We start from the raw sequence: 22189 nt of genomic DNA, 5'->3' as shown, positions 1-22189 counted from the left end.
GGCAGCCGTGTCGCTGCCGCAGCGGGCTCCGCTCAATGGGCTGGTGGGCAGCTATAACCAGGCGCTCAGTAATCTCTATCAGCAGATCGCTGATGCCAATGGCCATCCCGAGTGGGCGGGGCAAATTCAGCAGACCTTTGCCCAGGCCTGGATCAACAAAGCACCCGCGGGATACTGGTACCAGTCGCCCAGTGGTCAGTGGCAGCAGAAATAGTCACCATTTTGCAGAATATTTTGGTTTTTGACATCGAGACAGTGCCCGACGTTGCCGGCGGGCGGCGGGTGCACGACATTGCGTTGGGGGATGACGCGGGCGTGGCGGAATTGCTGCAGCACCAGCGCCGCATCGAAACCCAGGGCGCGACGGAGTTTCTGCGCCCTTATTTGCATCGGGTCGTTGCTATCTCTGCCCTCTGGTGGCAGGGCGAGCAGGTCAAGCTCAACAGTTTCGGCAAGGCGGACGATGACGAAGCCACTCTCGTCGCTGCCTTCTTTCAGTTCATCCAGCGCCATGCCCCGCAACTGGTTTCCTGGAATGGCGCAGCCTTTGACCTCCCGGTACTGCATTACCGCGCCCTGCTTCACGGTATCCCTGCGACCCGCTACTGGGAGCAGGGACAGGCCGATCAGAGTTACCGCTGGAATAATTACACCAGCCGTTACCACGAGCGCCATCTCGACCTCATGGATATCCTCTCTGCCTATCAGATGCGCAATGTCGCCCGCCTTCAGGACGTGGCGTTGTTGTTGGGACTGCCTGGCAAGCTGGGGATGAGCGGCGCCGAGGTCTGGACCCATTATCAGGCCGGGGAACTGGCGGGCATTCGCCACTACTGCGAAGTCGATGTGCTGAACACAGCCCTGGTCCATCTGCGTTTTGAACTGACCCGCGGGCATCTCGACAAATCGGCTTATGATGTCTGCCAGACGCAATTGCGGTCTTACTTACAAAGCCGGGACGAGGCCCACGTCCAGGAATTTCTCACCCTGTGGCCAGAGAATCTGCATGTCGCGTCCCAAACCCATTCATAACGCTCAGCCTGAACAGGTGTTTATCGAAAGCCTGGATGCCGAAGGACGCGGGATTGCCCGTGTGGAGGGCAAGGTGCTTTTTGTCGATGGGGCGCTGCCCGGCGAGCGGGTCTGGGCACGGCGTACCCAGAACCACAAGAGCTTTGATCGTGCCGAGTTGCTACAGGTGGTCAAGGCATCCTCCCTGCGGGTGTCGCCGCCTTGTCCGCACTTTGGCATCTGCGGGGGCTGCAGCCTGCAGTATCTGGAGTCAGCGGCGCAGGTGGCTATCAAGCAAAGACAACTGGAAGATAATCTCTGGCGCATCGGCAAGGTCCGCCCCGGACGCGTCCTGCCCCCCATTCATGGCCCGAGCCTGGGCTATCGCAGCAAGGCGCGACTCTCGGTGCGGACGCCAAAAACCCGGGGCGCACTGGTCGGTTTCCGCGAACGCAACAGCAGTTATGTCGTGGATATGGGGCAATGTCTGACCCTTGACCCGCGCATCGGGCAACGCATCCTGCCCCTGCGGGCGCTGATCGGGCAGATGCAATCGCCCCAGGATTTTCCGCAGATTGAAGTGGCCGCCACGCCGGATGCGGTCGCTCTGGTGTTTCGCCACATGCGGCCGCTGGCGGAAAGCGATCTGCAGCATTTGCGTGCTTTTGGTGTGCAACACGACCTGCAGATATGGTTGCAGCCGCGCGGGCCGGAGACCCTGCATTCTTTATGGCCGGAGCAGCCGGAACCCCTGCATTACGACTTGCCGGATTATCAGTTGCGCCTGCGTTTTGATCCGCTGGTCTTCACTCAGGTCAACCAGGCGGTGAATCAGGTGATGGTGCGTCGCGCCATGGCGCTGCTGCAGCCGCAACCGGGGGAGCTGATTCTGGATATGTTCTGCGGACTCGGAAATTTTACCCTGCCTATTGCCCGATTGGGAGCGCAGGTGCTTGGCATTGAAGGGGACGCCCGGTTGGTCGCGCTGGCCACCGAGAATGCCGTTGCCAATGGCCTGGCGGATAAAGCCCGATATGCCGTAGCCGATCTCACTCAGGCGCAGATGGAAGATTTTGCTCCGGTGGGCGCCATCGACAAAATGCTCATCGACCCGCCCCGCAGTGGCGCTATTGAAGTACTGCGCAGTCTGACCCCCGGCGTCCGCCGCTTGGTGTATGTCTCCTGCAATCCGGCGACCCTGGCCCGTGATGCGGCGTATCTGGTACACGAACGCGGCTATCATCTGCAAGCTGCCGGTGTTGTCAACATGTTTCCCCATACCGCCCATGTCGAATCCATCGCCCTCTTGGAGCGCTGAAATGCCCCCGCGCTGGCTCTGGGTGGATGTCTCCACCCAGCGGTTGCGCGAGATGAACGACGCTGAGCCGCGCTCGGAGTATGTCATATCCACGGCTCGTAACGGACTCGGTGAACAGCGTGACAGCGGTTGTACGCCGCGCGGCTGGCATGTAGTGCGCGCGCGCATCGGTGAAGGCCTGCCCACGACGGCAATCCTGCGCGGCCGGCGCTGGACCGGTGTCTGTTACAGCGCGGAGTGGGTGGCAGGCCAGCCGCGGCAAGACTGGATTCTCGGTCGCATTCTCTGGCTCGCCGGCAGCGAAAGTGGTTTTAATCGTGGTGGCCTTCAGGATACCTTCCGCCGTTACATCTATATTCACGGCACTGCCGATGTGGATCGTCTCGGCCAGCCGGTATCGGCAGGCTGTGTGCGGATGGCGCCGGATGCGGTGTGCATGCTCTTTGCCGCGTGTCCGGTAAACACCCCTGTTTTTATTGGCCTGCAGCCACCGCTGCGTTCCCCCGCCAGGAGGTACTGAATGGCCTGGATCCGCTTGCCCCGTTTTCGTCGCGCCGTAAACGTATTCAACCCCAAGCTGTTCGAGAGTCTTTCGCTCGCGGCCTTTCTGGCGTGGGTCGGTCTGGGGTCCGATGCACTGTCTTCCTCCGCCTACGGTCCACCGGAAATCTACTATGCCCTGAAGGGGCATGAATATCTGGCCGTTTTCCTGGCCATCGGCATCCCGATCTCGGTGTTTATCATCTCGGCAGGTTACAAACAGGTCATCGCTCTTTTCCCTGACGGCGGAGGTGGTTATCACACCGCATCTACCCTGTTAGGGCCGATCGCGGGCCTGGTGAGTGGTGCCGCTTTGATCGTTGATTACATTTTAACGGCTGCGATCTCGGTGGCATCGGGTACCGAGGCGCTGCTCAGCACCATGCCTGCCTCCTGGTACAGTGAGCGCATTCTCTTTGATGTCGCGGTGTTGCTGTTCCTGATCTTTATCAACTTGCGCGGCATGAAAGAGTCCATCAAGATTTTGTTGCCGATCTTTATGGCTTTTGTCCTCACGCATATCGTCGTGCTGGGTTGGGGACTGCTGAGCCATGTGGGAGATGTACCAGCTATCGCTCACAAGACAATCGTTGGTGTTCAGCATGATAGTATGCAGTACGGCTGGATCTTTATTGCGGCGCTGATAATGCGGGCGTTTAGCCTGGGTGGTGGTACCTATACGGGTTTGGAAGCAGTTGCCAATGGTGTGCATATCATGCGCGAACCGCGGGTGCAGACGGGCCAGCGGACCATGACGCTGCTGGCGACGTCCCTGTCCCTGGTCGCGGGTAGTCTGATCTTTCTGTATCTGATGTACCATGTGCATGGCCTGCAAGGGCAAACGCTGAATGCCGTGCTCTATGGCGCGATTACCCAGGGATGGACCGTAGGTGGTATACATTTCGGGCCGACGGCGACACTGCTTACCCTGATTACCGAGGGCTTGCTCCTCTTTATTGCCGCCAACACGGGTATTATCACTGCCCCTATCGTCATGGCGAATATGGCTGTAGATCGTTGGTTGCCAGAGCGTTTTTCTTACCTGTCGGATCGTTTCGTGTCACGTAACGGCGTCTTACTCATTGGGGTCGCGGCCATTGCCATCCTTCTCGCGACGGGCGGACATGTCAGCATTCTGGTGGTTCTGTACAGCATCAATGTATTCATCACCTTTACCCTGACCATGGCGGGATTGAGCCGGCACTGGTTTGCCCAGCGGCATCAGGAGCCACGCTGGCGAGGCCGGCTTGCCACCAGTGTCCTGGGCTTTATGGTCACGGCATCTATTCTCGCCATCACCATTTTCGAAAAATTTGATGCCGGCGGCTGGTTTACCCTGCTGGTCACCGCGATTGTGGTGGGGCTTGGTTACCTGATCTATCGCCATTACAAAAGCATCAGCAAAATAACCGCCGAATTAGATGAGACCATGCTGGATGTGGTACCTGAGCACCTGGAGTCCGGCCCCAACCTGCCTCTGGATCCGCGCGGTGCCACCGCCGTATTTTTTGTCAGTCGTTTTGACGGCTTGGGACTGCATACCTTGCTGACGGCGCACCGCATGGTCGGTGGCTTCGTCAAGAACTATGTTTTCCTGCTGGCAGGTATTGTGGGTCAGGGTGAGTTCAAAGGTATCAAGGCGTTAGAGGATCTCAAGGTGTATGTGGAGACCGAGGCCAACCAGTATATGGCCTTTTGCCGCAACGAGGGGATGGCGGCGACCTGGTTCGCTACCTACTCCACCGACCGTATTCTGGCAATGGAGGAGTTGGCCAATGTCGCCATCCGCTATTTCCCGCAGAGTATCTTCTTTGCCGGGCGGGTCATTGATGCTCCTGTGCAAGGACCCTTCCACGGACTGCTGCATGATGAAGTCAGCTTTATCGTGCAGGATCGCCTGCAGCATGATGGTTTCAGCATGATGATTGTGCCCGTACATGTGCATGGTATTCCCAGCCAGCCGCCGAGCATCGCGCTGCCTATTTCCATGTCGCCGGATATGGAGTTGGTGCAGAATGAAGAAGTGGACAAGGAAGAAGCCAAGGCCCGTGCCGCAGCCAAGGCGCAGGCCCGTGCGCAGGAGTCCGCCCCTCATGCCGGTACAGTCTGAGCGGCATCGCCCCGCACGGGGTCCGCTGATGGTCGATATTGCCGGGCTGCAGCCCACGGCGGCTGAATGCGCAATGCTCCGCCAGTCGGCAGTGGGTGGCATCATCCTGTTTGCCCGCAACTGCGTCGATGCCGAACAGGTGCGCGCCCTGTGCGGCGAATTGCATGCGCTGCGTTCCCCTCCGCTCCTTATCGGTATTGATCAGGAAGGGGGGCGGATACAGCGTTTGCGTGTCGGGGTGACGCGCTTCCCCCCCATGGCGACTCTGGGTCGTCTGGCGGATCGTGATGGACTGGAAAAGGCGCAGGCGGCAGCACGGGATTGGGGGCTTCTACTCGGTGCGGAACTCCGGGCGCTCGGCCTCGATATGGACTTTACCCCCTGTGTAGATTTGAATCGCGGCGTTTCTGCGGTGATCGGCGACCGCGCCATCCACCGTAATCCCGGGTGGGTGGGCGTTATCGCTGCTGCACTCTGGGAGGGTATGGCCGCGACCGGCTTGCAGGGGGTTGCCAAGCATTTTCCCGGCCACGGTGCGGTGGCCGCAGATTCCCATCTCGATTTACCGCTGGATGAGCGTCCGTTCAGCGCCATTCAGGAGGACCTCCAGCCTTTCGCTATCCTGATTGCCGCGGGGATTCCAGCGATTATGCCCGCGCATTGTCTCTATCCTCAGGTGGATACGGAACACCCTGCCGGTTTCTCATCGCGCTGGCTGCAGGACATCCTCCGCAAAGAGATGGGCTTCACCGGGGTGGTGGTCAGTGACGACCTCAGCATGGCGGGTGCGCAGGGTGTCGGCGATATGGCGGCACGGGTGGATGCGGCACTGGCAGCGGGCGCGGACTTGCTGCTGATTTGTAACGATCCGGAGGGGGCGAAAACGGCGATCTCGCATCTGCAATCCAAAGAGGCACTGCCGACGGGTGACCGCTTGGAGAAGCTTGTCGGCAACGCTGCAACATTACTACTGTCTCCCGCAGACCGAACGCGCTGTCTGCAGCAGATCGGGCAATTGCAGGCTCTGGCCACCGGATCCGTGGTCTGATGCACAGACCGAAATGTTAACCCCTTGTTTTTCCCGCGTCGCGTATTAGAATACGCCCTCACCTTTTACTCCTTGTTCGGGCGATGGGCGCCCGGACTCCGCAGTGAACCATAAGGAGCAACTTTTGCGTCATTATGAAATTGTGTTTCTGGTCCATCCTGACCAGAGTGAGCAGGTCCCCCAGATGATTGAGCGCTATCGCGGTATGATCGAGAGCGATGGCGGGCATTTTCATCGTCTGGAAGACTGGGGTCGCCGGCAACTGGCCTACCCCATCAAGAAGGCCCACAAGGCCCATTACGTCCTGATGAATGTGGAATGCACCGGGACCGCTTTGGCTGAGCTGGAAGATGCCTTCCGCTTCAATGATGCGGTATTGCGCCACCTGATTCTGGCTCGCGATGAAGCGGTCACCGCCCCTTCCTTTCTGGCTCGCGATGAGAGTGACCGTCGTGAGCGCAGTGAAGATACTGTCGAAGACGAAAGCGAACCGGACCACAGTGATAACGAAACCGTAGCGACGGCTTAAGGAAGGAGAATTCAAATGGCATTCAATCGAGACAGAGATCGGGATAGTGATGGCGACAAACGTGGCGGCGGCAGTAACTTTACCCGTCGCCGTAAGTTCTGCCGTTTCAAGGCGGAGGGCGTCAAAGAGATCGACTACAAGGATCTGAAAACTTTGCAGGCCTATGTGGGTGAGACGGGTAAAATCGTCCCCAGCCGAATTACCGGAACCAGCAATCTGTACCAGCGGCAGTTGACTACGGCGATCAAGCGCGCCCGTTTTCTGGCATTACTGCCTTACGTCGTGCGTTAAGGCACCGGCGTTCCAGTGGCGGCGCGGACAGAAGGCGGGGTCTTGCGCTGGCTTCTCAGCGGACGCTGGCAAGCCGGTATCAGTATTGCCGTGCTCTTTAGTACTGTGGGACTGGTCCCCTTTCTTGCCGGGCCGTTACTGCTCAATTGTGTCGCTTTGGTGGCGCTGGTTACCCTGCAGGCCGGACGCAAGGAGAGCTTCGAGGTTCTGCTGATTGCCGGGGTTGCCTCCGCACTGTTTACGCTGAACCCGTGGTATGGTGTCGCCTTTGCGCTGGTGGCCTGGCTGCCGGGACGGCTGTTGGGGGAGGGGCTGCAGTGGGACGTGCAGTGGGGCGGGGTAATCTGGGTGATTATCGGCTTGTCTCTCTTGACGCTGGCGCTCTCACTTTGGGTCATACCAGAAGGCGTGGGTCCCGCCTTCTGGCAAACGCAGATGGAACATTTGCTGGCGCCGGCGCGTAAAGAGTTAAGTGTGACGCAGCGTCAGATCTTGGGTGATATGATCCGCCTGATGCCAGGGATTCTCGCCGCAGGTATGGCGCTGCTCTGGACGCTGGCGGCGTTGCTGGCCAGCCGCTGGCGCGAACGTTTCCAGGGCGTCCTGGTGCCACAAAGGGTGTTTCGGGACTGGGTGCTGCCGGAGCGGCTGATCTGGTTGCTCGTCGCGACCTTGTTGGGCATCAGCCTGCTGCATGGCAATGTGCTATGGCCAGTACAAAACCTTGCCATTTTGGTCGGTGGGCTGTATCTGCTGCAAGGTCTGAGTTTTGTGCACCTGTGGTTTGCGTCAAGGGGCTGGCCCTTGTTTGCGCTGGCGGCTTTTTATATCGGACTGATCCTGCTTTCGCAGCTCTTGCTGGTGGTCGCCGTGCTGGGTATCGTGGATCGTGTTTTCCATTTGCGCCAACGGCTTGCCGGCTTGCGGTCCTGATGATGGCGGTTTTGCAAGGAATTTTTTGGAGGAATTGGAAATGAAAGTGATTTTGCTGGAACGTATCAACAAGTTGGGGCGTCTGGGTGATGTGGTCGAAGTGCGGCCGGGCTATGGGCGCAATTTTCTGATGCCGCAGGGAAAGGCCGTAGTGGCCAACCAGCGCAATCTGGAAGACTTTGCCGCGCGTAAAGCGGCTTTGGAGCGTGTCGAGTCAGAGCGTCTGCAGGCGGCTCAGCAGCGCGCTGCCACACTGGCAGAAGCTGTGGTCAAAATCGCTCTGCAGGCGGGTGAGGATGGCCGTTTGTTCGGCTCGGTGGGCTTGCATGATATCAGCGCAGCCTTGGCGGCTCTCGGTCATGAAGTGGCCCATTCGGAAATCCATCTGGCGGATGGCCCGATCAAGCGGATAGGTGAATTCCCAGCGCGGTTGCATCTGCACCCGGAAGTGGAGCTCGACGTGATGGTGTTCGTCGAGCGCGCCTGACCCAGGCACTGGCGGGGGCTGCGGAGTGTTCGAGTCGGCGGACTATGGCGGCGGGGTCAAGGCCCCGCCGCACTCCATTGAGGCGGAACAATCCGTCATCGGTGCCCTGCTGATTGATCCAGATACAGCGGATCAAGTGACCGAGGCGGTGACGGCCGAAGATTTTTATGAGCGCCGCCATCGCCAGATTTTTCTGGCCATCAGCGCCATGCTGGGTGCCGGGCGGGCGGTAGACGCCGTCACGGTCTCCGAGTGGTTGCAAGATCATGAGCAGCTTGCCGATGTGGGCGGGGTGCAGTATCTCCTCATGCTGGCCAACGAGACACCCTCGGCGGCCAATGTGCTTGCCTATGCGCGCATCGTGCGGGAGCGGGCTACCCTGCGCGATCTCATTCGGGTTGGTCGGGAAATTGCCGAGCTCGCCTATCGTCCGGAAGGACGGGAAGCTCAGTCGCTGTTGGACGAGGCGGAAAGCCGGGTCTTTCAGCTCGCCGAAGGGCAGCAGCGGGCCGGTGAAGGCTTCAAGCAACTCAAGGATGCACTTCCGGCGGTCATCGACCGGATCGAGGCCATCGCCCGCGAGAAAAAAGGCGTTACAGGTCTGTCCACAGGCTTTGCCGATCTGGACGAGAAAACCTCCGGCCTACATCCGGGACAGCTCATCATTGTCGCGGGTCGTCCGAGTATGGGTAAAACCTCTTTCGCCATGAATATAGCTGAGTATGTCGCCTGTAACGAAGGCAAGCCGGTGGCGGTTTTCAGCATGGAAATGCCGATAGACGAAATCGTCTTGCGGGCACTCTCGTCGCGGGGGCGGGTGGACCAGCACCGCCTGCGCAATGGCAGCCTGGGTAATGATGACTGGCCGCGTATCGCCCATGCCATCGGTGAACTTGGCAATGCGCCGTTGTTTGCGGATGACTCGGCGGCGCTGACGCCGACGGAGTTGCGCTCGCGGGCGCGGCGGCTGAAGCGGGAGCATGGTTTGGCGCTGATTGTGGTCGACTATCTGCAACTCATGCAGGTGCCGGGGCGGGGTGACAATCGGGTCGCTGAGATTTCCGAGATCAGCCGCTCGCTCAAGGCCTTGGCTAAAGAGTTGTCCATCCCGGTGATTGCCCTCTCGCAGCTCAATCGTAGTCTGGAAAACCGGACCGAAAAGCGTCCGCAGATGTCGGATCTGCGTGAATCCGGCGCTATTGAACAGGACGCCGATCTGATTCTGTTTCTTTACCGCGATGAGGTGTATTACAAGGACAAGGAAGAGGTGAAGGGCATTGCCGAGGTGATCATCGGCAAGCAGCGCAACGGACCCATCGGGACCGTGCGGATGAGCTTCTTCGGTGAATATACCCGCTTTGAGAATTATGCGCCGTCCGGGGATGGTTTCGGACATTAAGTTCTTACCCGAAGCGGATTTCTGTCAGGGGATTTTCCTGTACTTTGCGGTATCATGGTCACATGACTCGCCCTATTGTTGCCAATATTTCTGTTGCTGCTCTGCGCCATAATGTGTCTGTGGTACGCCAGCATGCGCCCCACGCGCAAATTATGGCGGCGATCAAAGCCAATGCCTATGGGCATGATGTCGCGCTCTGTGCCCCGGTGCTGGCAGAGGCAGGTGTCGATGCCTTTGCCGTGGCTTCTCTGGAAGAGGCGGAAACCCTGCATGATTTGCGTCTGGAGCGGCCGATTTGTCTGCTCGGAGGGCCTTTCGATGCGGAGGAGGTCGCTGTTGCGGCCGCGCGGAGCTATCTGCTCGTTATCCATGAACAGCGGCAGTTGCTCTGGCTGGCGACCCATGCCGCTGACGTGCCCCTGCGGCTATTTATTAAAGTAGATACGGGTATGCACCGCCTGGGCTTTGCACCCGACCGACTGTCGGCACTGTTTGCTGGGTTGCAAAGCCATCCCCGTTGGCGAGTGCTGGGGCTGATGAGTCATCTCGCCCGCTCCGATACGCCGGAAGACCCTTTCAACCGCCAGCAGGCGGGCGTCTTCGCCGAGGCCGTTGCGCACTTTGGTCATTGCACGGCAGGCCAACATACCCTGGCCAATTCGGGAGGGGTGCTGGCACTGCCTGTTACCCATCACCACTGGGTGCGCCCCGGGCTCATGCTGTACGGCCTTTCGCCTTTCGCCGGGCGCAATGGTGCCGAGATCGGTTTGCAACCGGTTCTGTCCTGGCGCAGTGCAGTGGTGGCCATCCGCGAACTCGCCCCCGGTGACTGGCTGGGCTATGGTGCCACCTGGCAGGCTCCTGCGTACTGTCGGGTAGGGGTCGTGGCGGCAGGCTACGGTGATGGTTATCCGCGTCACCTGGGTTCGGGTGCGCCGGTTACGGTGGCTGGACAGGCTACCCGGACTTTGGCACGAGTGAGTATGGATATGCTTTTTGTCGACTTGACGACCGTGCCGGCGGAAATCGGGGCTTCCGTCGTGCTCATGGGGGCTGGCGGGCCATCCCTCGAATCCCTGGCGACGAGACTCGATACGATCTCCTACGAGTTGAGCTGCCGTATGCAGATGCGTGTTCCGCGCCAGTCGGTCTCATGAGCCGCGACAAAACCCTCTTTGTCTGCCAGGAATGCGGCAGTACCAGCAACAAATGGCTGGGACGCTGCCCGGATTGTGGCGCCTGGAACAGCTTCGTCGAGCAGCGCGTGGAGAAGGCCGGGGCCAAATCCCAAACCACCTATGCCACGGCCAGTCCGCCGCAATTTCTGCATGCAGTACCGATCGCGGATGTGGGGCGCAGCACGACGGGTCTGGCGGAACTCGACCGGGTGCTGGGTGGCGGACAGGTGCAGGGAGCCGCTATTCTCCTGGGTGGGGAACCGGGCATTGGCAAATCCACCCTGCTGCTCCAGACTGCCCATCATTTGGCCCAAGCCAGTAAGGTGCTTTATGTCACCGGGGAGGAGTCCGCAGCGCAAGTCGCCTTACGCGCGCAGCGCTTGGGCCTGGGACAGAGCCCCGTACGGGTAGTCGCCGAAAACCATCTCGAAGCGATTGAAGGATTGCTCCAGACAGAACAACCGGCGCTGGTGCTGGTCGACTCCATTCAGACCGTCTATACCGACACGCTGCAATCGGCCCCGGGCTCGGTAGCGCAAGTGCGGGAGTGTGCGGCCCGCCTGGTGCGCTTTGCAAAGGCCACGGGCACCACGGTCTGGCTGGTCGGCCATGTGACCAAGGAAGGGGCCATCGCTGGTCCGCGCGTGCTGGAACACATGGTGGATACTGTCCTCTATTTTGAAGGGGAGGCGGGTAGCCCGTACCGGATTGTGCGCGCTATCAAGAATCGCTTTGGTGCCGCCAATGAACTAGGTGTTTTTCAGATGCATGAAGAGGGGTTAAGCGAGGTTGCTAACCCTTCACAGCTCTTCCTGTCGCAGCATGACCGACCCGTGGCAGGGAGCGTGGTGTTGGCGACGCAGGAGGGAACCCGCCCACTGCTGGTGGAAGTGCAGGCGCTGGTGACGCCGAGTCCGCTGGCTAACCCCCGCAGGGTCGCCATCGGCCTGGACCCTAACCGCCTCTCCCTCCTGCTGGCCATCCTGCATCGTCACGGTGGCAGCATGTTTTTTGATCAGGATGTTTTTGTGAATATCGCAGGTGGAATCAAAGTCAACGAACCCGCCGCCGATCTGGCGGTGGCCTTGGCCCTGCTCAGCAGTTTTCGCAATAAACCTTTGGAGGGTCGCCGGGTCGTTTTCGGCGAGCTGGGTCTGGCGGGAGAGGTGCGTCCGGTGGCGGCTACTGAAGCGCGGGTGCGGGAGGCGATCAAATTGGGGTTCAAGGGCGCGATTCTTCCGCGTGGCGACAAAATTTCGAGTACCGCTACTTTCAAGTTGCGTCCGGCTGCCCGTCTTGGCGATGCCATAACAGCGGCCTTCGACGGGGGATAAGCCCCTGTGCGTCCGCTGCAATGCATCTGTCGACCGGATAGCGTGTTGTAGCTTGCAATATCTGTTCGGAGCGGTTAGGGTGGCTAGAGAGTGTGCATAAGAAATCGCATAATTTACTGATATATGAAGCTATTCCTGAATTTTTTCCGATAGCCTGAGAGGAGAGTTATTATGCAACAGCCTGCCATTTACTCTGCTGCACAGAGTGTGTTTCATTCATCCAGGCGTGGATTTGTAGGGTACGCTCTGTTCGCTTTTGGCCTGTTTGGTCTGGGAACCAGTGTGGCCTTCGCGTCCGGCATGGAGATATCGGCGCCAGGATTGGTGCGCACCGCAATGACTGCGAGTGCCGTGGCCAGCCCTGCTGAGATAAAGAATTTTGCAGCCGCGGTTCAGGGGATCAAGCCACTCAACGAACAGGTCCACAGCGCCCTGAGTCAGAAAGATATCACTGCCACCAAGCGGGAAGAGTTGAAAAAATCCTACATGGCCAGGGTAAACAGTATCCTTGCCAGTAATCATCTGACGGCGGAGCAGTATTCCAGCATGCTCAAGCAAACGCAGGACGATCCAGCATTTGCCAGGCAGGTTGAAGGGGCCATGAAGTAAAGCCTCATCCACCCATGCCCAAACTCAGTTTGCCACGCCCCGGTTATTCTGCTCGCCGCCGTCATCTGATGCAAAAAATGCACGCCGCCGGTGTCGCAATTATACCCACCGCCATACCCAAGAGCCGTAACAGCGACGTGCAGTATCCGTTTCGCGGCGACAGTGACTTCTTGTACCTGACCGGCTTCGTGGAGCCTGAAGCCGTGCTGGTATTGATTCCAGGGCACGCTGATGGGGAGCAGATCCTGTTCTGTCGTCCGCGTGATCCGGAGCGGGAAACCTGGGAGGGGCGTCGTGCTGGGCTGGAGGGTGCTCTTGAGCAATGCCAGGTGGACCGTTGCCTCTCTATTCATGATCTGAATGATGTCCTTCCACAACTGCTCGAAAACCGAGAGTTATTGTTTTATCCCATGGGTCAGTCCACGGATTTCGACGCACGGGTAATGCACTGGCGTAATGTCGCCAAGAGCAAAATTCGCCAGGGTGTGCGCTACCCGCTCGAAGTGGTCGATGTTGCTGATCTGATCCATGAGATGCGGCTGTTTAAGGATTCTGACGAGATCGAAATCCTGCGGGCGGCGGTGGGTATCAGTGGCGCCGGTCACCGTCATGCCATGCGTCAGTGCCAGCCGGGTATGCTGGAGTACGAACTGGCCGCCGAGATCGAGCACGTTTTTCATCGCCTCGGGTCGCCCAGTGTGGCTTATCCGAGTATCGTCGGTGGCGGAGTCAACGGCTGTATTCTGCACTACACTGAAAATGATGCGGAACTGCGTGATGGCGATCTGGTACTGATCGACGCCGGTGCAGAGGTGGGTGCCTACGCTGGCGATATCACCCGGACCTTGCCGGTCAATGGCGTTTTCAGTCCCGCACAACGGGAAATTTATGAAGTCGTTCTGGCCAGTCAGGAAGCGGGGATAGCGGCCATACAGGTGGGGCGTTCCGTTGCCGATTATCATGACGAGGCCGTCAGGGTGCTGGTGGATGGCCTGTTGGATCTGAAAATACTTTCCGGAAAGCGTGATGTGGTCATTGAGCAGGGCAGTTATAAGGCCTTCTATATGCACCGGACAGGGCATTGGTTGGGCATGGATGTCCACGACGTCGGTTGTTATCGCAGTGCAGATCAGTCCTGGCGGAAACTGGCGGCGGGGATGGTGCTGACGGTAGAACCGGGCCTGTATTTATCCCCGGATAATCAATCAGTACCGGAGCGTTGGCGCGGTATCGGGATTCGTATTGAGGACGACGTGCTGGTGACCGCCAGCGGGCCGGATATCCTTTCAGGCGAAGTGCCCAAGCGCATAGCCGATGTGGAGGCAATGATGGCGGCCGGACCTGGCAGTGGGCGATAATCGTTGGTCAAGGTAGACCTTGTGTCGGTTCAGAGGCCGTTGGTCGATGGTGCCTGCGCGTGTATGAAACGCAATTTTGCCTGCTTCACCCCGAAGTCCATAGCGCGCTGAACGCTGCCCATAAGAATGTCGGCAGCCATGTGATAACGGGAATTCATGGTATCCCAGACAACACCGTGTATCACTCGCCCAGAACGTAACACGATGTCGATGCGTTCACCACAGCGGTTGCCTCCATCTTTCAGGAAAAATAAGTCCTGTGACAGAGCAACCTGGTTGGGTCGGTTGGCGCCGCAAGCAGCAATGTCTGGATTTCCACTGGTTTGGCCGGGAAGTGCGTTGTAAGCAGTCACTCGCCGAAGATAAAACATCTTATGCCGCATGAGTAGGGCGCCATCACTACGATCAGGTTGTGCAGACCCATCCCCGGAAGCTGGTTGTGTGTCCGTAGTGTTTTCCATCCGCCCATCCATCCACTGAAGGGTTTTTGCGCTTTTTGACAGGTTGTTGAGCAGCGGAGCCGGTAAGTCTGGTGAATTGCGCGCCAAAGCGTTGGGTAGTAAAAGTGCAAACAGAGCAATACTCAGCCCGGCAGATAATCGTTGTATCAAGTCTATCTCCTTATCTGAGTCGGCCTGTGGTGACCTACCCCAGCTTCAACGCGGCTGGCATTTTTCTAAAAATATGAAACGGAACAATATATTACAAGAAATGTGGAAAAAATCAAGGAGATAGTTTTATTGTATTGTAAACAGTAGGTTGGTTTACGTTGATGGGGGTGCTTGTTATGTATGGGAGAGTCGACCGAATGTCCGGTAATAGTGGACTAAACCGCGGCTTGGGGGTGTTTGCAGGTGCTCAATGTGCTAGATTGTGGCTACCATCGAAAAAGCGTGTCTAAAGACTGGCGTGTTGTTGTTTTTTTAGCTATGCTTTGTCTGCTCGTTATCCAACCCAACAAAGGAGACTGCTATGAGCAAGTTCACCACCGCCTTGAAAGTAACTGCGCTGATTTTGCCCTTGGGCTTAGCCGGTTGTGCGACCACCTCTGACCTCGGCAAGGTTGCTGCCAAGGCTGACGCCGCACAGTCCACCGCCAACGAGGCGTTGGCCAAGGCCAATGCCGCGCAGAGCACTGCGACAGACGCGCTGAGCAAGGCTAACGCTGCGCAGAGCACGGCTGATCAGGCGATGAGCACGGCCAACGCTGCCAATCAGAAGGCCGATGAAGCCAATGTGAAGGTAGAGCGGATGTTCAAGAAGGCGATGATGAAGTAATTCTCGCGCCGATTGTTTGTGATGGGGCCTCGTCGATGCTTCGGCGGGGTCCCTTCGCATTTGAGGGTCGGATAGGATCGGAGATGATTTCGCCGGTGTCCGATGTCGGGCGCCGTGTTCCCAATGCCACAAAAAATCGGCCAAGTTCGCACGGGTTTGGTAGGCATCACTCCCTATGCACACTCATTTGCCTAGATCGCCCCGCTTTTCAAGGTATTCATCACGCTTGATCTCGCCGCGCGCATAGCGCTCGTCCAGGAGTTTGAGGGCTGTGCCACTTTCGTCGTTGGCTAGGTCGCTCCTGCATCCATGGCGATGCCTGCATGCAAAGGCTCCACGGACCAGGAGTGCAACACCACCCACGATCCCCACGAGAACCAGCAGGCACAACAATCCCCAAAACAGTCCAAAAGCGCCCATCATACCGGCCCCCCAACCACCCATCATGCCCGGACCGGGATAGAAGTCTACCGCCGAGTCTGGCGCGGTGGCGGCGACCGTCTGTGCCAAAGCCGAAACAGGCGCCATCATTACCAGAAAGCCCGCCTTGGCGGCTATCCGGATTCCCTTTTTTTGCTGTGATTCATCCATGCTGCTCATTGAACGACCTCCTGCCGTGAAATGCCGGAATGACATTCCCTCGTGCAAGTATAGCTCGGTTGCGCCCTCATGGCTGTGGGGCACACCAGGTTCCCCGCTCCCGATACAAGCATGATTGACACCTTGTTGATTGCGCTCTCCATACCGCCGGAATCAATGCCTATCGTGTTCATGTAATTTCCTATCAGGGCATCCCAGACGTTATAACCGTACCATTCGGCAATCCTCATGCCATGAATGTGTGTATCCAGTTGTGACGGGAGCGACCGCGCATATTCGATGGATGAGTGATCACACCTCCCTGATTATTTTTGAAACATAGGCTTATACCGCCTCACCCAATCGGGGATCAACTCCGGCGCCATAGGCCGCGCTATGGCGTAACCCTGCAAACAGTGACATTGCATCTGGGTGAGCAGAGCGGCGTGCCCGGCTGTTTCCACCCCTTCCGCCACTACTTGCAGTCCCAGCAGGTGGGCGCTGGTCACCACCCCGGCCACGATCGCATGATCCCTGGGGTCGTGGAGGATGTTCCGGACGAAGCTCTGATCGATCTTGATGGTTTGCGCAGGTAACTTCTGCAAATAGGTCAGTGAGGCGTTCCCCGTGCCAAAATCGTCCAGCGCGATCCGCACCCCCAGCCGGTTGCAGGCCAACAGGGTTTCCCGTGCCCTGGCAAAATCCTGCAACGGTGCGGTTTCGGTGATCTCAATTTCTACCGCGGATGCCGGCAGATCAGCATGCGTATCCAAAGCGGTCTGCAGGTCGGAGAGAAAAGCCTGATCCAACAAATGATAAGCACTCACATTCACCGAAACGCGCAGGGGTAGCTCCTGCCGATGCCAGACTTCCGCTTGCGCCAGCGCCGACTCCAGCACGAGGCAGCCGATGCGCCGCGCCAGACGAGGGGCATCCAGGGCACTGGCGAAGGCCGCAGGAGGTAATAATCCGCGTTCCGGGTGGTCCAGTCGGAGCAATGCCTCCACCGCTACCGGTCCGTTGGTCTTCTCCACGACAGGTTGGTAGTGGAGCAGCAGCCGCCCCTGATTCAATGCGGCTTCCGCCATTTTGTACACCTCCATTCGCTCTATTTGAAGTTGATCCATCGGCCATTCAAACCATTGAAGCCGATCCTTCCCCGCCGCCTTGGCGGTATACAGGGCCAGGTCCGCGTGCCGCAGCGAATCCTCTGGCGGTGCATCATCCAGCGGGTAACTGGTCAGTCCCACACTGCCTGACAGCGGGATATCTTCCCCTGCTAACTGGAATGGGGTGCGCAGCACTTCCAGCAGTCGGGCGCAAACACCCTCCACTTGCTCGATACGCTCCATATCCGGGAGTAGCAAGCCAAACTCATCACCACCCATCCGCGCCAGCGTATCACCGGATCGCAGTTCATCGAGCAATCGTCGTGCCATTTCCTGCAACAGCACATCACCGGCGGCATGCCCGAAGCGGTCATTGACCTGTTTGAACCCGTCCAGATCCAAAAGCCCCACCCCCAACAGGCGCTCGCGGCGCAGGGTCTGGGCCTGTTCATGACCCAATCGGTCCATGAACAGCACTCGGTTGGGCAATCCGGTGAGCGCATCGTGGGTGGCCTGATGCGCCAGTTCGGAGGTCAGCTGACGTTTTTCGGTGACATCCCGGAAGACCAGCACCGCGCCCAGCAAGACGCCCTGTCGATCCCGTATCGGTGCCGCGCTATCCTCAACGCTGCGCTCCTGTCCTTCTTTGGTGATGAGCACGGTGTGATTGGCCAACTCTACCACTCTGTCTTCTTCCAAAACGCGCCGGACAGGATTGTCCGCCGGTTTCTGACCGCCTTCCTGAACAATGCGAAATATGGCTTCCAAGGGCTGGCCAATGACTTCCGCGCGGGTATAACCCGTTAAGTCTTCGGCGACGGCATTCATGTCCAGCACCTGGCCCCGGATATCCGTGGTGATCACCGCATCACCAATGGAGTGCAGAGTGACTTCCGCCCGTTCTTTCTCTTCCCATAATTCCTGCTGGACTTGTTGTCGTTCTTTTTCCCGATCCCGACCGAGTCGTCGCAGATAGCCGTAGCCGAACGTGGATAGTAACAACAGAGCAAGTGCGCCAGCGGTTGGTGCCTTCATACTGCGCCACCATGCCGCCCCCAAAACGGAGCGCGGAATGCACACCCCCGCCACGACAGGGTACCCCGCTATTCGGTGTACGGTACACAGGCGCCATGCGGCCACTGCGCTGCTCACGCCGGAAAACACGCCCGACTGCAGATCCGGGTGATTCATAAGGTGTTGCGCCACAACACCTAGCTGTGGTTGCGCATAGTGGACACGGGCGGAATACGGATAACGACTCATCAGAAATCCATTGTCCCGCAGGAGAAAAATAGCGGATTGAGGTGGCAGAGGGAGCCCGCGCCAGGCAGGCAACCGCCCGTTTACGAGTGGCAACAAGGCGACCAAAAGCCGTTTCCCGTCCATTCCGGAAGTCGGCTGGAAAAGGGGAATCATCCATATGCCATGACTACTACCGGGGTCCGAGTCGCGCACGGGAGGCCCCAGGCAAAACCCGGCAGAACGCTGGCAGTGGCTCAATACAGCTTGCTGCGCGGCATTCAATCCCGAGTGGAGGGCCGCGGTGTGCGCATCGATATCCGAAAGCAGGTCCTTGAGGAAGCGCTGATGCGTGCCCGTGGTAACTATGTGCCCACTCGCCATCAATAACCCCACTGCAGAAAAATCCGGCTGTAGCATCAGATAACTCTGCAGCAACTTCTCTGCGGTAGGTCCCGAATGGGTTGGCGCTGATGCCAGTTGTTGTCCGATCAGCACCATCGAGACCCGTGTGCCATCCAGCATGACCCGTGTCCCCTCAGCCAGCGATGCCGCCAGCGTCTGGAGGCTGCGGGTTTCCCGTACCCCGGTTTGTTGCCAGTTAGACCATGCCAGGCCCGCCCCCACAAGCAAAACGACCAGCATGAATCCCCACCACAGGCGAAGTAGCCAGCGCGGGATATAAGTGTGGTGTCTGGGAGCCTGCGGATATGGCTGACTCAATGTTGCGCCTCTGGTCCGATTCGTACGTATGCGTCATACATAGTACAAATAGCCGGAAAATGCCCGTTTTGGTCTGGTCCATCCAGTTTCCATTGCGAAAGGAAGCGAAAATACCCATGCTGAGCACCGTTCGAGACCCCCATTTGAGACTCATTGTAATGGGCGCTACTACGTCGCCCTTCGCTGGCCGGTGACATCCCAGTAACGCTGCTGTTTCTTCCATCCTGTTGCATGCTGGAGAGGAACCCATACCATCAAAGGTAAACCAAACGTGGCATACTCTGCGTTTCTGTACTAATAGGTATAATGCTCTGCCCCAGAAATGGAATCGAGTCGCATATCCATCATGCTGAATTGTCACCCTTGTTGCCCATGCTAACCTGGCTCTACCGCGCCTGGCTGCTGTTTTTGGTTGTCGTGTTGGTGGCCGGAGGATGGCTGGGCTATGCGGATTGGCAGCAAATCCGCTACCAGTATGGCACCAATCTTTTGGCGTTGGCGGCTGCCGTGGCAGATGGCACCCATCTGTTTCTAAATGATGCACACAACTCCATACGGATGCTGGGAAACGAGGTTGTTCCGGAAGGGGTGGATCACCCCATCGCCACCCGCGAAACGCTCGAAAATTATCTGGTATTTGAACACAATTTTGCCGCCATCGGTATCCGGTCATGGCAGGGGTCCCCGGTCGCCGCAGGCGCCGATAAGGGCTTGCTGAATGCGCTACTTTCTCCATCCGGAGGGGGCGTGCAACCGCCTCTCAAAATCAACCCGGAACAACACCGCCTCCTCGATCATTGTTGGCGTTCTCCTGGATTTTGTATGGGGCCACCCGTACAAACCACGTCCATGCACTCACGAGAGGGCGCGTGGATGGTGCCTCTGTTTCTGCAGACGCAGATACTTGATCATGGCGTGTCCAAGCCTCTACGGATGGTAGTGCTATTGCCTTTGCAGAATGGGCAGTTGCCTTTTTGGGCGGCTCTACCGTTGCCGCAACATGGCTCTATTTTTCTCTTGCGCAATGGGGGCGTTCTGGAAAGCCGTTATCCACCGCCGACCAAGACCTCTTTTAGCATTCGGCAAAATGGCATCGCCGCACAATCCATATTTGCGCATCAAGGTGCGCAATCCGATGTGTACTACGGTTTAGCGACGGCCGTAAACCAGTGGCGATTGGGCGCCTGGTACCGCGTACCCGGCTACTCACTGGTGGCAGGGGTGGCTTTGCCACGCTCCGTATTGGTGGCCGCCTGGTGGAACCGTATGACCGGACCGCTGGTCGCCATGCTTGTTCTTCTACTACTGTCGACGTTGGGTTACCTGACACTCCGACGGGTGGCCAGAGAAAGAATACAGGAAAAGGACGCTGCTGAGACATCACTCTGGGAGGCCAAGGAACGAGCGGAAGTTACCCTGCTTTCCATCGGCGATGCGGTTGTCACTACAGATATAGCCGGGCGGGTCACGGATCTCAACCCTGTCGCCGAGACCCTGATGGGTTATTCGCGTGCGGAAATGTTGGGGAAACCACTGGATGCGGTTTTTAAGATCGTGCGGGAAGGAGACCATGCCCCGGTGGCGAATCCGGTTCAACGGGTACTGCAGGAAGGCAAAATTATCGGACTGGCCAATCACACTATACTCATTACCGCACAGGGCGAAGAACGCGCCATAGAAGATTCAGCCGCCCCCATCCGTGCGCGGGATGGCACTATACTGGGTGCTGTGCTGGTCTTCCATGATGTGACGGAGAAACGTCGGCTCACGGCGGATCTCGCCTATCAGGCCACGCACGACCTGCTCACTGGATTGCCGAACCGGACCTTGTTTCTGGATCGCCTGCAACAGGCGAGTCGTGCGGTGACCCGACAGGAAACGCTCCTGCTGGTGGGTATTCTGGATCTGGATGGATTCAAACAAGTGAATGATGGTCTGGGTCATGATATGGGGGATATTCTCCTGCAAGAGGTGGCGCGCCGCACGCGGGAGGCATTACGGACGGAGGATACGATAGCCCGACTCGGCGGCGACGAATTTGGTCTGGTGCTTCCCGAAATCCATCATATGAAAGGGGCGCAACACTTGGCGAATCGTCTGCTCCAGGCGATTGCCGAGCCGATCCTTCTGGATGGAAACAGCGTAACCATCTCGGGCAGTTTGGGGATCACCGTCATTCCCTGGGATGAGGGTGATCAACGGAGTGTGTTGCGGCATGCCGATATGGCGCTTTATGCCGCCAAGAATGGCGGACGTAACCAGTACCGATTCTATGAAAAAACCATGGATGCTCAACAGGAACAACTCATGGAGGAGATGGTGATGACCCAGGCGGCGCTCGAAGATCAGCGGCTGATCATGTACTACCAACCGGTGGTGTCGATCCACGATGGGGCTGCACCCTGCGAAGGGATCATCGGCTTCGAGGCGCTTATCCGGATGGCGCATCCGCAACGCGGAATCCTCCCGCCGGCTGCGTTTGCCGAAGCCCTGGATCACCCGCGTCTGGCCCGGCGCATCGGCTGTTTTGTGTTCGATGCCGTATTGGCTCAGGGAGAACAGTGGCATCGCGATGGGCTTCCTTTTCGAATGTCTATGAACGTCAGTGCCCGCCATCTACTGGATCCCAGATTTCTGGATGATATACGCACGGCTCTGGCGGCGCATCCCGGCATCCCATCTGAAATGTGCGAGATCGAGGTCACAGAAAGTGCGCCCATGCTGGATTTCCCCAAAGCACAAGAAACTCTACGGGTCTGTAACGAGTTGGGTTTGCGCATTGCTTTGGATGACTTCGGCACCGGTAGTGCTTCCCTGAGCTACCTGCAGAAACTACCAGCTCAAACGATCAAGGTGGACCAGAGCTTCGTGCGGGATATCCTGAATGATCCGCGGGACTTCGCCATCGTTGCCGGTGTTACAACGACGGCCAATATGCTGGGTCTTGTAGTGGTCGCGGAGGGGGTGGAGACCATCGGCCATTTACAGCTGCTGGAGACACTGGATTGTCATGCCATGCAGGGCTATCTCTTCTCTAAACCCATGCCTGCTGATGAGGTTCCCGGATGGGTTAAGTCATTCAATATATTGAATTTCAAGAGTAATTTACCCCCCCC

20 protein-coding genes are annotated in these 22189 nt (G+C 58.1%); 17 read left to right on the top strand and 3 right to left on the bottom strand.

Going from position 1 to position 22189, the window contains the following annotated elements; all coding sequences use genetic code 11:
• The 15 genes from M7F93_RS06920 to pepP all read left to right on the top strand — a co-directional run.
• The coding region (locus M7F93_RS06920; protein WP_298171117.1) for a DUF1318 domain-containing protein at nucleotides 1-214 on the top strand (214 nt) is incomplete at its 5' end.
• Nucleotides 199-1032 carry a 3'-5' exonuclease gene (locus M7F93_RS06915; protein WP_298171114.1) on the top strand — a complete coding sequence of 278 codons (834 nt, stop codon included), beginning with the start codon at nucleotides 199-201 and terminating at the stop codon, nucleotides 1030-1032. The genes M7F93_RS06920 and M7F93_RS06915, both read left to right, overlap by 16 nt.
• Complete coding sequence (gene rlmD / locus M7F93_RS06910) at nucleotides 1007-2329, top strand: 23S rRNA (uracil(1939)-C(5))-methyltransferase RlmD (RefSeq protein ID WP_298171111.1); 1323 nt, start codon at nucleotides 1007-1009, stop codon at nucleotides 2327-2329. The genes M7F93_RS06915 and rlmD overlap by 26 nt, the downstream gene beginning before the upstream one ends.
• A gap of 1 nt (nucleotide 2330) precedes the next feature.
• Nucleotides 2331-2849, top strand: coding sequence for a L,D-transpeptidase (locus M7F93_RS06905; RefSeq protein WP_298171108.1), 519 nt, complete (start codon nucleotides 2331-2333; stop codon nucleotides 2847-2849).
• Nucleotides 2850-4979 carry an APC family permease gene (locus M7F93_RS06900; RefSeq protein ID WP_298171105.1) on the top strand — a complete coding sequence of 710 codons (2130 nt, stop codon included), beginning with the start codon at nucleotides 2850-2852 and terminating at the stop codon, nucleotides 4977-4979.
• A complete protein-coding gene (nagZ, locus tag M7F93_RS06895; RefSeq protein ID WP_298171102.1) occupies nucleotides 4963-6027 on the top strand; it encodes a beta-N-acetylhexosaminidase in 1065 nt (354 codons plus the stop codon). Before M7F93_RS06900 ends, nagZ begins: the two co-directional genes overlap by 17 nt.
• Before the next feature lie 124 nt (nucleotides 6028-6151).
• Nucleotides 6152-6556, top strand: coding sequence for a 30S ribosomal protein S6 (gene rpsF, locus M7F93_RS06890; protein WP_298171097.1), 405 nt, complete (start codon nucleotides 6152-6154; stop codon nucleotides 6554-6556).
• A 15-nt stretch (nucleotides 6557-6571) separates the two neighbouring features.
• Nucleotides 6572-6847, top strand: a complete 276-nt coding sequence (gene rpsR / locus M7F93_RS06885) for a 30S ribosomal protein S18 (protein ID WP_291524075.1) — start codon at nucleotides 6572-6574, stop codon at nucleotides 6845-6847.
• 15 nt (nucleotides 6848-6862) lie between these two features.
• A complete protein-coding gene (locus tag M7F93_RS06880) occupies nucleotides 6863-7780 on the top strand; it encodes a DUF2232 domain-containing protein (RefSeq protein WP_298171091.1) in 918 nt (305 codons plus the stop codon).
• Between the two features lie 40 nt (nucleotides 7781-7820).
• On the top strand, nucleotides 7821-8267 hold the full coding sequence (rplI, locus tag M7F93_RS06875; protein WP_298171088.1) for a 50S ribosomal protein L9: 447 nt from the start codon (nucleotides 7821-7823) through the stop codon (nucleotides 8265-8267).
• 25 nt (nucleotides 8268-8292) lie between these two features.
• Nucleotides 8293-9666, top strand: coding sequence for a replicative DNA helicase (gene dnaB, locus M7F93_RS06870; RefSeq protein WP_298171084.1), 1374 nt, complete (start codon nucleotides 8293-8295; stop codon nucleotides 9664-9666).
• A gap of 62 nt (nucleotides 9667-9728) precedes the next feature.
• On the top strand, nucleotides 9729-10823 hold the full coding sequence (alr, locus tag M7F93_RS06865; RefSeq protein WP_298171081.1) for an alanine racemase: 1095 nt from the start codon (nucleotides 9729-9731) through the stop codon (nucleotides 10821-10823).
• Nucleotides 10820-12178 carry a DNA repair protein RadA gene (gene radA / locus M7F93_RS06860; protein WP_298171077.1) on the top strand — a complete coding sequence of 453 codons (1359 nt, stop codon included), beginning with the start codon at nucleotides 10820-10822 and terminating at the stop codon, nucleotides 12176-12178. Before alr ends, radA begins: the two co-directional genes overlap by 4 nt.
• A gap of 171 nt (nucleotides 12179-12349) precedes the next feature.
• Complete coding sequence (locus M7F93_RS06855) at nucleotides 12350-12787, top strand: DUF4168 domain-containing protein (protein WP_298171074.1); 438 nt, start codon at nucleotides 12350-12352, stop codon at nucleotides 12785-12787.
• Between the two features lie 14 nt (nucleotides 12788-12801).
• Nucleotides 12802-14145, top strand: coding sequence for a Xaa-Pro aminopeptidase (pepP, locus tag M7F93_RS06850; RefSeq protein WP_298171071.1), 1344 nt, complete (start codon nucleotides 12802-12804; stop codon nucleotides 14143-14145).
• Between the two features lie 29 nt (nucleotides 14146-14174).
• On the opposite strand, the gene M7F93_RS06845 is transcribed toward pepP, so the two are convergent.
• On the bottom strand, nucleotides 14175-14756 hold the full coding sequence (locus M7F93_RS06845; protein ID WP_298171068.1) for an RlpA-like double-psi beta-barrel domain-containing protein: 582 nt from the start codon (nucleotides 14754-14756) through the stop codon (nucleotides 14175-14177).
• A gap of 361 nt (nucleotides 14757-15117) precedes the next feature.
• Between M7F93_RS06845 and M7F93_RS06840 the strand changes: the two genes are divergently transcribed.
• A complete protein-coding gene (locus tag M7F93_RS06840) occupies nucleotides 15118-15423 on the top strand; it encodes an Lpp/OprI family alanine-zipper lipoprotein (RefSeq protein WP_298171065.1) in 306 nt (101 codons plus the stop codon).
• A gap of 183 nt (nucleotides 15424-15606) precedes the next feature.
• Here the strand turns inward: M7F93_RS06840 and M7F93_RS06835 are convergent, their stop codons facing one another.
• A complete protein-coding gene (locus tag M7F93_RS06835; protein WP_298171062.1) occupies nucleotides 15607-16023 on the bottom strand; it encodes an SHOCT domain-containing protein in 417 nt (138 codons plus the stop codon).
• Nucleotides 16024-16328: 305 nt separating this feature from the next.
• A complete protein-coding gene (locus tag M7F93_RS06830; protein WP_298171058.1) occupies nucleotides 16329-18995 on the bottom strand; it encodes a bifunctional diguanylate cyclase/phosphodiesterase in 2667 nt (888 codons plus the stop codon).
• Nucleotides 18996-19445: 450 nt separating this feature from the next.
• Here M7F93_RS06830 and M7F93_RS06825 point away from each other — a divergent pair.
• Nucleotides 19446-22189, top strand: a 2744-nt coding sequence (locus M7F93_RS06825) for a putative bifunctional diguanylate cyclase/phosphodiesterase (RefSeq protein WP_298171120.1), incomplete at its 3' end; no start/stop codon positions are given.

The sequence above is a fragment of the Acidithiobacillus sp. genome, from assembly GCF_027322205.1.
In the GTDB taxonomy this organism is placed as follows: domain Bacteria; phylum Pseudomonadota; class Gammaproteobacteria; order Acidithiobacillales; family Acidithiobacillaceae; genus Acidithiobacillus.
Note: the sequence above shows the minus strand (reverse complement) of the source record. Positions and strands in the feature narration are given on the sequence as shown.